Genomic DNA, 10,309 nt, shown 5'->3' with positions numbered 1-10,309 from the left:
CAAGGGCCCTGCCTCAGCCTCGATCCGGGAGACCATCTCTTCTACAGCGTGTGGATCCGATACGTCCGCGATCGCGGGGATCCCACCGCACTCTTCGACGATCCGGTCAAGTTCTTCGGAGGGTTTCATGTCGTTCGCCACCACGAGCATGCCGTCTGCGGCGAGCCTGAGTGCCGTGGCGCGGCCGTATAGGCAAGTTCGGCGTAAAGGTATTTCCAGATCCGGATATCCGGGAGCGCGTGGAGTCCCACCGCGCTCGGTGCCGGGAAGATCCATAAGCCCGCAAAGGTCAAGCGCTCCGCTCCGGGAGGCGGAACGCCCATAGCAGAAATCCTCTATCCGTTTTCACTCCTCCCGATATCACAGTCAAAACTTGTGGTCGTGATGGTCTTCCAGAAGAATACGGTTCGCTTTCGACGAGTATCACCGCCGCATTGCAGTACGGTTGCAGTAAATGCCCTTCGACATCTCAATGAAATTTTCCCCGCGGCTTCGCGTCGTTCCTGCAAAACGGGGTATTTCGCAGTGGACCCGAGGGGATTCGAACCCCTGACCCCCGCCGTGCAAAGGCGGTGCTCTCCCGACTGAGCTACGGGCCCGTGTGCCCGGATATTCTACACGTCCTTCTCGTTCACCGTCCCTCATCGAGTACTCGCTTGAGGACGACGGCGCTGTTGTGCTCTTCGTCTCTGCTGGCGTAGACGAGGGTGATGGTCCCGTGCTCGGAGAGCAGGCTGCGCAGTTCATCCAGCGCCTGCCGGCTCTCTTCACGCTCTGAGAGCTCTCTCCGGTACTTCTTCGAGAAGTTTGCGAAGTCTCCGGTTTCGTGAAACCATCTTCGCAGCTCGTTGGTCGGCGCGATCTCTTTCAGCCAGTACCCGACCCGTTCGTCCTGCCTGGGGATGCCGCGGGGCCAGAGCCTCTCGACGAAAACCCTCTGCCCTTCTCCTTCCTCCACATCCTCGTAGACCCTCTTCACCCTCACGCTCATCAAAGCAAGCCTCCCTCGAGCTGGTTCCCGGTACGCTGATACCACCGCCGCGGGTGTTTAAAACCGCGGCGGGTCGGGAGTAGACTGGTTTTGTCGTCTCCGGTCTCGGAAAGGAGGACGTTGGAGGAGAAGCTGCGTCGGCTGAGAGAGATCCTGCGCGAGGTCTATGTCCTGAGGAGGTCAGCGGCGCTCCTGTGGTGGGATCAGGCGACCAAGATGCCCCCAGGCGGTGCCGCCGGACGCGGGGAGCAACTCGCCACGCTCGGGAGGCTCGCCCACGAAAGGTTCACCTCGGAGGAGGTCGGGGAGCTTCTGGAGGCGCTCGCGCCCGCGGCAAAAGAGATGCCCTACGACTCGGACGAGGCGGCCCTGATCCGGGTGACGAAGAGGCTCTACGAGCGGGAGACCAGAAAACCGGCGGAGTTCGTCGCCCGGCTCGCCCGACACACCTCGGAATCCTACGCGGTGTGGCGCAGGGCGAGGCCGGAGAACGACTTCGCGGCGGTCGCACCATACCTGGAGCGCTCGCTCGAGCTGGGGCGGGAGCTCGCCGGCTTCTACGAGCACGAGCACATCGCCGACCCGCTCATCGCCGAGTCGGACTACGGGATGAACACGAAGAGGGTGCGAAAGCTCTTCTCGGAGCTCAGGGAAGCCCTGGTGCCGCTCGTCGCGGAGATAACGGAGAAGCCGCCGGTAGACGATTCGTGCCTGCTCAAAGAGCTTCCTGCACACGAGCAACTCGCCTTCGCAGCAGAGATGGTCTCCCACTTCGGGTACGACTTCTCGCGCGGCAGGCAGGATCTCACGGCGCACCCGTTCGCGGTCAAGGTCTCCACGCCGCAGGATGTGAGGATCACGACCCGCATCAGGCCGGGGGATCTCAGGGACCCGCTCTTCTCGACGCTGCACGAGGCGGGGCACGGGATGTACGAGCAGGGGATAGACCCGAACCTGGCGTGGACCCCGCTCGACCGGGGAGCCTCCGCCGGGCTGCACGAGAGCCAGTCGCGGCTGTGGGAGAACGTCGTCGGGAGGAGCCGCGAGTGTTGGGAACACTTCCTGCCGAGGCTCAAAGAGAGGTTCCCGGGCCACTTCGATGGGGTCTCGCTCGAGGAGTTCCACCGGGCTATAAACAAGGTCGAGCGTTCCCTGATCCGCACCGACGCCGACGAGGTCACCTACGACCTGCACGTGATCCTGCGCTTCGACTTCGAGGTCGCGATGCTCGAAGGGGACCTCGAGGTCCGCGACCTCCCGGAGGCGTGGCGGGAGAGGATGAAGCAAGATCTCGGCATCGAGCCGCCGGACGACCGCGACGGGGTGTTGCAGGACGCCCACTGGTACGACGGCATCGTCGGCGGGCAGTTCCAGGGCTACTCCTTGGGCAACATCATGAGCGCCCAGCTCTACGCCGCCGCGCTCGAAGCACATCCGGAGGTTCCCGAGGAGATCTCCCGCGGTGATTTCTCGACGCTCCACGGCTGGCTGAAGGAGAACGTCTACCGCCACGGTAGCAGGTACACCTCGGAGGAGATCCTCGAGCGGGCCACCGGCTCCGGGATAACGACCGCACCATACCTGGAGTACCTGCGCGGCAAGTACGCTGAGATCTACGACCTGTAGAGGAGGAAGATGCAGTACAGAAGCCTGGGACGCACCGGGGTGCAGGTGAGCGAGCTGTGCCTGGGGTGCATGATGTTCGGCGGGCGCACCGGCGAGAAGGATTCGATCGAGATCATCGACCGGGCGCTCGACGCCGGGATAAACTTCCTCGACACCGCGAACGTCTACAGCCGCGGAAGGAGCGAGGAGGTCGTCGGCAAGGCGCTGGGGCGCGACGGCAAGCGCGAGAGGGTCTTCCTCGCGACCAAGGTGCACGGCCGGATGGACGACGATGACCCCAACGCCGCCGGCAACCACCGCCGCCACATCATCGAGCAGTGCGAGGCCTCACTGAAGCGCCTCCAGACCGACCACATAGACCTCTACCAGATCCACCGCCCCGACTCCAGGGTCCCAATAGACGAGACCCTGCGGGCGCTGGACGATCTGATCCACGCGGGCAAGGTCCTCTACGCGGGCACGAGCACCTTCGCCGCCTGGCAGATAGTCGAATCACTGTGGGCCGCAAAGGAACTCGGGCTGAACCGCTTCGTCACCGAGCAGCCGCCCTACCACCTGCTCGACCGGCGCATCGAGCGCGAGCTCGTCCCGATGGCACAGACCTACGGCGTCGCGCTCATCCCCTGGTCCCCCCTCGCGGGAGGATTCCTGACCGGCAAGTACCGCCGGGAGCAGGAGGCCCCTCAAGACTCACGCTACGGCCTCGAGCCGCGCCGCCTCGGGCGCAACCACTTCGTCGAGGAGGCCTGGCGGGTGCTGGAGGTCGTCGAGGCGCTGGCGAAGGAGAAGGGCTGCACGCCGGGGCAGCTCGCGCTCGCCTGGTGCAAGGACCAGCCCGGGATAACCAGCCCGATCATCGGTCCCCGCACGATGGAGCAGTTCGAGGACAACCTGGGCGCGCTGGACGTGGAGATAACCGACTCAGACCGCGCCCGACTCGACGAGGTCGCCCCCCCGGGACGGGCGTCCGTCTTCTACTACGAGGCGGACTTCGGCCCCCACCCCTTCCGGTGGTAGTGGCCGCCGAAGAGCCCCGATGATCCCTGCATGGCCGAGAGCACCAGACCGAGAGCGAGCATCATCACCCCGGGAAGCAGGAACGCATCCCCGAAACCGAGCGCGGAGGCGATGAGCCCCGCCCCCACCGGCCCGGCGGAGAACCCGAGCGAGACGGCGGATGAGGCGAACCCGAAGGCGGTGGCCCTCCTCCCCGCCGGTGCGGCGTCGCGCACCGCGAGGTTCGCGGCCGGGATGATGCCGCCGAGGAAGAAGCTCGTCAGCACCCTGAGCGCCCACAGCTCGGCCACCCCGCCAGCCCAGACCTGAGGCAGGGTGAACAGACCCGCCGCGAGCAGCGAACCCGCCACCACCGGCCACGTTCCCACCCTGGGCGTGAGCCTCCCGGCGAGCACGGACCCGAGCGAGGCGGCCAGCGCACTCGACCCGATGATCCATCCGGTCTCCCCCGAGAGGTGCGAGACGGCGACGGACATCTTCTCCAGGAAACCGGGCAGCACCACCGCGACGCTGGCTATTGTGGCCTGCGCAACGAACAGCGCGAGCATCGCGGGAAGCAGCTTCCTGTAGGGGAGGGACCCCTTCTCCTCCCTCTCCTCTACCGCCTCACCCTCCCCGGCGACCGCGGCCTTCCTCTCCTCGACCACGCCGAAGAGGATCATGGCGCCGGAGACGGCCAGGAGCACCGAGGTTATGAAGAAGGAGTTGCGCACGCCCGCAACCTCGGCGAAGAGCCCGCCCAAGCCCGGCCCGGCCCCCCCGGCCAGAAACACGACCATCTGAAGCTGCCCGAGCCGCGCCCCAACCTTCTCCGAGGGTGAGTTCGACCCCACCAGCGCCGTCGCCGCGGGCGTCGTCCCGGTGAGCGTCCCCTGCAACAGCCGCAGGAACAGAAGCTGCCACGGGCTCGTTACGAAACCCATCAGGCAGATCACGACAGCCCCGGCGAACGTCGCCCGAAGAAGCATGGCTTTGCGCCCGATCCTGTCCGCGAGCCTCCCCCACAGCGGCGCCACCAGCGCCATCGTGATCCCCGAAGCCCCGTTGATGAACCCGGCCCACGCCGCCGCGCTCCCCACACTTCCCACGCCGAGCTGCCTGACGTATATCGGCATGAAGGGCATCACGAAGGTGAAACCCGTCGTCGCGATGAACTGCGAGACGAGCAGTACCGCGAACGAAACCCCCTCCGGAACCCTACCCCTCTTCCTCCCGACGATAGAGAACATCAATACCCCCTCCCGTGCCCCGCGCGGCCTCTGAGCCCGCCACGTACGCCGGAAGAGGGTGCAGATCGAAAGTAGTCGCGCCCCGGATGGAACCCGTCCGTCCCATCCTCACTGAAAACTTCGTCCTCGAACCAGATCTCTTCTTCCGTGATCCTCCTTTCTCTCAGAACAAAGGCAGACCGGTACCTTCTCGTCTTCAAATATCTGAATATATCTTAACCGACCCGTACGTACGGGTCCATGTACACCCTGTGAAGGGGCTCACCCGGTACTTTGGTCGGAGATCTCCTCGAGACGCTGCTCGCAGAGCCGGATGTCCCGTTGCAGTTCGCGGCGCAGCGTCTCCGCCCGCCTGAGGTCCTCGCGCATCTTGCGTATCCTCTCGGCTACCTCGCGCTCCTGCTGCTCGAGGCGCTCCTTGGCCTCCGAGAGCACGGCGCTCTTGGTGGCCTCCTTCGCCGCATCGCGAACGGCGATTATCTCCCGGATGGCAGCCAGGGAATATCCCATGTCCTTGAGCCGCAGGACGCGCTCCAGCCGTCGTATCTCCTGCTCCCCGTAGAGCCTGAACCCGCCCGGCGAACGCCTCTCAGGAGAGACCAGACCAAGCTCCTCGTAGTACTTGATCGTCCGAGGACTCACCCCGAGCCGCACCGCAACCTCCCCTACCTGGAGTAGCTCCTTCGAGGCGTCCATCTGTTCGAAGCCTTTCCGTCGCCCGACACGTCTGAGCCTCGTAAATTCTAACCCCGCGTTCGAATAATTTTTTGTCTCAACACCTGTACGTGCACGTATAGTTGTACTATATTAAGTAACAATTTGAAACACGGGGTTGTACAAGGTTCTTAAGAGGAGGCGGATTTTGGAGAGAGCAGCGCGCAAGAGGAGAGAGAGGGCGCACGTTCTGCGCCGTGAGCGGGAAGGTTCGGGCGCGGAGAGGCGCAGAAAGCGTTTTGGGCTGGAGTACAAGTGGAGTGCGCTCTCGTGCACGAGCCTGGGGGCGCTGCTCGCCTCCATCAACGGCGCCTCGCTGATCGTCGCGCTCCCGACGCTTCTGAGGGAGCTCCACACGGGGCTCTTCGCGCTGGTGTGGGTGCTCCTGAGCTACCTGCTGGCGCAGACGATCCTCACGATCGTGGCGGGGAGAATCGCGGACATGGTCGGGAGGAAGCGGTTGTATGTCGGGGGCTTCGCGCTCTTCACCGTGGTGAGCCTGCTCGCGGGGTTCGCGACCAACGCTGGAGAGCTCATCGCGGCGCGCACGGTGATGGGCGCCGCAGGTGCATTCATGATGGCCAACTCCAGCGTGATAGTCACCGACGCCTTCCCCCGGCGCCAGCTCGGGCAGGCGCTCGGGATAAACATGATGATGGCCGCCGCCGGCTCCACGCTCGGTGTCGTGGTGGGTGGGATCATGACCTCCATCTCCTGGCACTGGGTTTTCTGGTTCAACGTGCCGCTCGGGGTCATCGGGACCATCTGGGCCGCGGTGAACCTGCGCGAGCTCGTCACGCTTAAAAAGGGCCAGCACCTGGACATCCCCGGCAACGCGGCGTTCCTGATCGGCATCCTCGGGCTCCTCGTGGGGCTGACGCAGGGGGGGATAAAAGGCTGGAGCGCGCCGGAGGTGGTCGGAGGGTTTGTGGCCGCGGCGATCTTCCTGCCCGCCTTCCTGTTCATAGAATCGCGGGTGAAAGAGCCGCTTCTCAGGCTCTCGCTCTTCAGGAGCCGCACGTTCGCCTTCGGCAACGTGAGCGCTCTGCTGAACTCGGTGGCGCGCTTTGCGGTCATGTTCATGTTCGTCTTCTACTTCATCGGGGTGGACGGCTACGACCACCTGATGGCCGGGATACTGCTCATCCCGCTCGCCGGCGTGATGTTCGTCGTGGCCCCCATCTCCGGATGGTTCGCCGACCGGGCGCACGCGAGGGTGGTGAGCACCATCGGGATGGTCGTCACCGCCATCGGCCTCATCGGGATGGGCACCCTCATCGGGGCTGAGACCCCCTACTGGGAGATAGCGCTCTTGATGGTGATCGTGGGGGTCGGCAGCGGGATCTTCAACTCGCCCAACACCCGAGCGATCATGAACTCCGTGGAGCCCGGGCAGCGGGGGATAGCGAGCGGCACCCGCACGTTTCTGACCAACATCGGGGGGATGCTCTCGATAGCCCTGGCGCTCTCGATCATCACGAGCTCGATGCCCCGGGAGCAGATGTTCAAGGTCTTCTCCGGCACCGTGGGCCACGGGATGACCGCGGCGCAGGCCGCCCCGTTCATAAGCGGCTTCCACGAGGCGCTGCTGGTGGGGGCCGTCGCGAGCATCGTGGGCGCGGTGTTCTCCGCCTTCCGGGGGAAGGGAGACCAGGAGGATGATGGCTGAGAAGGAGGGGAAGCTGGAAGAGGAACCCCAGGAGAGCATCCTGAAGCAGCCCAAGGCCGTCTGGGCCGTGGCCTTCGCGTGCGTGGTCGCGTTCATGGGGCTCGGTCTCGTCGACCCGATCCTCCCGGCGATAGCCACGCAGCTCCACGCCACACCCCCGCAGGTGGAGCTGCTCTTCACCAGCTACTTTCTGGTTACCGGCGTCACCATGGTCGTGACCGGCGCCGTCTCCAGCCGGCTCGGTTACAAGACGACCCTTCTCTCCGGGCTCGGGCTCATAGTCCTGTTCAGCGCGCTCGCCGGCGCCTCGAGCGGGGTCGCGGGCATTGTGCTCTTCCGGGCCGGTTGGGGGCTCGGCAACGCCCTGTTCATCGCCACCGCGCTCGCGGTCATCGTGCAGCTCTCGAACGCGGGCACCGAGCGGGCCGTCATCCTCTACGAGGCCGCGCTGGGGCTGGGGATCTCGGTGGGGCCCCTGCTCGGCGGGGCCCTGGGTGGGATAAGCTGGCGCGGCCCCTTCTTCGGGGTCGCCGCGCTCATGCTCGTCGGGTTCGCCGGGCTCTTCTTCATGTTGCCGCGCCTGGAGAAACCGGAGCACAGAAGCTCCCTCGCCGACCCGTTCCGGGCGCTCGGACACCGGGGGCTCCTCACGCTCGGTCTCACAGCCCTCTGCTACAACTTCGGGTTCTTCACGATGCTCGCCTACACCCCCTTCCCGCTGCACCTCGGCGCACACGCCCTCGGCCTGATCTTCTTCGGGTGGGGCGTCTTGCTCGCGATAACCTCGGTCTTCGCCGCCCCAAGGATACAGGCCCGCTTCGGAACCCTTCCGACGATGTACGCGATGCTCGCGCTCATCGCGCTCGACCTGCTGACGATGGGCCTCGGGGTCTCCTCGCGGCCGGTCCTGATCGCGGCCGTCATCCTCGGGGGTGCCTTCCTCGGGATCAACAACACCATGATCACCACCGCCGTGATGCAGGCCTCGCCGGTCGAGCGGCCGGTGGCCTCGGCGGCCTACAGTTTCGTCAGGTTCGTCGGCGGGGCGATCGCCCCGTTCCTCGCCGGCAAGCTCGCGGAGTGGTTCTACCCCGGCGTCCCGTTCTTCGTCGGCGCGGTGGCGACCGCGGCGAGCGTGCTGGTTCTCTTCTCCGGCCGGGCTTATCTGAAGAAGGTCTAGCCACGGAGCGCAGGATCTCTCTCTGGAGGGACGCGCTATACCGGCTCTACGAAAACCGCAACCTCAGGCTGCTCCTGGCCGGACGCGGCCTGAGGAGCCTCGCGCAGGGGTACCTCTCGGTCGTCGTGCCGCTGTACTTCGCCCGCCTCGGGTACGGGGCGACCAGAATCGGGCTCGTGTTCACGGCCTCGGCGGTGACGAGCGCCATCCTCACCGCCGCCGTCGGCTTCCTCTCCGACCGCTTCGGACGCAAGGCGCTGCTCGTCGCGATCTCGCTCCTGATGGCCGCGGGCGGCCTCGTCTTCGCCCTCTCGAGCAGCTACGTCGTGCTCCTGGTCGCAGCCGCCGTCGGCACCTTCGGGCGCGGTGGCGGCGCGGGCAGCGGCGGCTCCTTCGGCCCCTACTACCCGGCCGAGCAGCCGCTCGTCGCCGCCTCGGTGCGCGACGAGGAGCGAACGGGGACCTTCGGGCTGCTCTCCTCGGTCGGGGTGCTCTGCGGGGCGGCGGGCTCGCTGCTCACGCTCGTGCCGGGGGCGCTCGCCCGCGCCGGGCTCTCCACCCTGGACGGCTACCGCATTCTCTTCCTGCTCACCGCCGTCATCGGGTGCGCGATGGCGCTCGTCGTCCTGCCGATACTTGAGAAACGGCCGAAGCCATCACGCAAGAAAGGCGGCTCCACGGTCCGCCTCTCCCCGGAAGGCCGCCGGCTGATAGCCAGGTTCATGACCACCAACGCGGTCAACGGCCTCGCGGTCGGGATGCTCGGATCCTTCGTCGCCTACTGGATGCACCGGCGCTACGGGGTGGGGGCCGGGGAGATTGGGAGCCTCTTTTTCGCGATAAACCTGGTCTCTGCGATCCCCTACCTCTTCGCCGGGCGGCTCTCGCGCAGGCTCGGGGCGGTGCGGGCGGTGGTCGCCACCCGCGCCTGCTCTGTGGTGCTGCTCGCGGCCACCGCCCTGATGCCGACCTTCGCGCTCGCCGGGGCGCTCTACCTGCTGCGCATGGTCGCCAACACCCTCTCGATCCCGGTGCGGCAGTCCTACCTCATGGGCGTGATGTCGCCCGGAGAGCGCTCCCGGGCCGCGGGGCTCGGCAACCTCCCCTCCCAGGTCGCCTCGTCGAGCAGCCCGGCCTTCGCCGGGTACCTGATGCAGAGCGTCTCGCTGGATATGCCGCTCGAGCTCGCCGCCGGATTGCAGGCCGTGAACGCCGCGCTCTACTACCTCTTCTTCAGGAAACTCCACCCTCCGGAGGAGCATCCTCCTCGCAGGGGCGGTTGACGTACCCCGAGCGGAACGGTGAGACCGCGCCGGTCTCTGGGTCGTAGGAGTGGCGCCAGACGCACCCGGTATCGGCCGCGAGCAGGTGGATGGAGACCGAGGGCACCTCGGAGACGGTGCGCACGCCGTGGATGTCGTCCCGCGGCGGGAGCAGCGGGTAGAAGTCCCCCGGGCGCAACCTCCTCCGTAGCACGACCTCGAGCTCTTCACGTTCCCCCACGGGACGCCCCTCTTCCTTCCTGGCGTAGACGACCTCCTCCTGCTCCCCGGCGTAGAGCCCGACGAGCCCCCACGAGAGATGGTCGTGCACCGGCGTGCTCGACCCGGGCGGCACCACGAGCGAGAACAGGCAGAGATCCCTCGCCGCCGAGCGGAAGATCAGCCACTGCCCGATACCCCCTCCCATCCCGCTCTCCGCAGCGGCGGAGCAGAACTCCTCCGGCAGCCACCCCTCCGCGGCCAGAAGCTCCGCAAAGGCCGGCCTCATCCGCTCGATGGCATCTTCCGGTGATGCCGAACGCACGATATCCTCCCGCACCCTCCCGACGAAGTCCCGCACCAGCGGGTGCTCCAGCAGAAACTCGTCCTCTCTTCCCATCG

General features: G+C 66.3%; 9 protein-coding genes and 1 tRNA gene. 5 read left to right on the top strand and 5 right to left on the bottom strand.

Annotated features, from left to right (window positions below):
* Positions 1–526: 526 nt before the first annotated feature.
* Positions 527–599 (bottom strand) — tRNA-Ala (locus PJB24_RS13330).
* Positions 600–631: 32 nt separating this feature from the next.
* Positions 632–991, bottom strand: coding sequence for a DUF488 domain-containing protein (locus PJB24_RS13325; protein WP_273846636.1), 360 nt, complete (start codon positions 989–991; stop codon positions 632–634).
* Positions 992–1,111: 120 nt separating this feature from the next.
* Between PJB24_RS13325 and PJB24_RS13320 the strand changes: the two genes are divergently transcribed.
* Positions 1,112–2,617 (top strand): carboxypeptidase M32, encoded by a 1,506-nt coding sequence (locus PJB24_RS13320; protein ID WP_273846634.1) that lies wholly within the window; start codon positions 1,112–1,114, stop codon positions 2,615–2,617.
* Between the two features lie 9 nt (positions 2,618–2,626).
* Complete coding sequence (locus PJB24_RS13315) at positions 2,627–3,634, top strand: aldo/keto reductase (RefSeq protein WP_273846632.1); 1,008 nt, start codon at positions 2,627–2,629, stop codon at positions 3,632–3,634.
* On the opposite strand, the gene PJB24_RS13310 is transcribed toward PJB24_RS13315, so the two are convergent.
* The gene (locus PJB24_RS13310; RefSeq protein ID WP_273846630.1) at positions 3,595–4,863 is read right to left on the bottom strand and encodes an MFS transporter; all 1,269 of its coding nucleotides are present in this window, start codon (positions 4,861–4,863) and stop codon (positions 3,595–3,597) included. The genes PJB24_RS13315 and PJB24_RS13310 overlap by 40 nt on opposite strands.
* Positions 4,864–5,124: 261 nt before the next feature.
* Entirely contained in the window at positions 5,125–5,559 is a 435-nt protein-coding gene (locus PJB24_RS13305) for a MerR family transcriptional regulator (RefSeq protein WP_273846628.1), read from the bottom strand.
* Positions 5,560–5,725: 166 nt separating this feature from the next.
* Here PJB24_RS13305 and PJB24_RS13300 point away from each other — a divergent pair, with 166 nt between their 5' ends.
* From PJB24_RS13300 to PJB24_RS13290, 3 genes are read left to right on the top strand one after another with little or no spacing between them, the layout of a single operon-like run.
* Positions 5,726–7,246, top strand: a complete 1,521-nt coding sequence (locus tag PJB24_RS13300) for an MFS transporter (RefSeq protein WP_273846624.1) — start codon at positions 5,726–5,728, stop codon at positions 7,244–7,246.
* Positions 7,239–8,426 carry an MFS transporter gene (locus PJB24_RS13295; protein WP_273846620.1) on the top strand — a complete coding sequence of 396 codons (1,188 nt, stop codon included), beginning with the start codon at positions 7,239–7,241 and terminating at the stop codon, positions 8,424–8,426. Before PJB24_RS13300 ends, PJB24_RS13295 begins: the two co-directional genes overlap by 8 nt.
* Positions 8,327–9,709 (top strand): MFS transporter, encoded by a 1,383-nt coding sequence (locus PJB24_RS13290; protein WP_273846619.1) that lies wholly within the window; start codon positions 8,327–8,329, stop codon positions 9,707–9,709. Before PJB24_RS13295 ends, PJB24_RS13290 begins: the two co-directional genes overlap by 100 nt.
* On the opposite strand, the gene PJB24_RS13285 is transcribed toward PJB24_RS13290, so the two are convergent.
* Entirely contained in the window at positions 9,660–10,307 is a 648-nt protein-coding gene (locus PJB24_RS13285) for a cysteine dioxygenase family protein (RefSeq protein WP_273846617.1), read from the bottom strand. The two genes, PJB24_RS13290 and PJB24_RS13285, sit on opposite strands and share 50 nt — an antisense overlap.
* Positions 10,308–10,309 lie beyond the last annotated feature (2 nt).

Source organism: Rubrobacter calidifluminis (assembly GCF_028617075.1).
Taxonomy (GTDB): domain Bacteria; phylum Actinomycetota; class Rubrobacteria; order Rubrobacterales; family Rubrobacteraceae; genus Rubrobacter_E; species Rubrobacter_E calidifluminis.
This window is presented reverse-complemented; position numbering and strand designations above follow the sequence as displayed.